We start from the raw sequence: 304 nt of genomic DNA on the forward strand, positions 1-304 counted from the left end.
GGCCACAATTCTCCCGTCATTGGTAATAGCCGTTCCGTATGGTCCATTCACACCTGTGGAGGAATAGCCTAATCCATTTAAGTTCCATTGCCAAACCTTTTTCGCACTCTTTTCATCTTTCGTATCCATAATTAAAATCCGATCCGGATAAAAGCGAACATGTCCTCCGAATCCTGAATTAATCAGACTTGTGGCATTTGCTTTTGCTGCATCCAAAATAGAACTTGGCATATTTGATACTTCTTCTTGTACCAGATCCACCTTACGGGAAACATCTGTAAAGGATTCTTTGAAGTTACCGATC

At 41.1% G+C, this 304-nt stretch carries 1 pseudogene; it reads right to left on the reverse strand.

Going from position 1 to position 304, the window contains the following annotated elements:
- A pseudogene (locus ACQGS6_RS29575) lies at window positions 1-304 on the reverse strand (phage tail spike protein); the annotation flags it as partial.

It is taken from the genome of Bacillus sp. GMs2/2 (assembly GCF_050172095.1).
GTDB classification, from domain to species: Bacteria; Bacillota; Bacilli; order Bacillales; family Bacillaceae_G; genus Bacillus_A; species Bacillus_A cereus.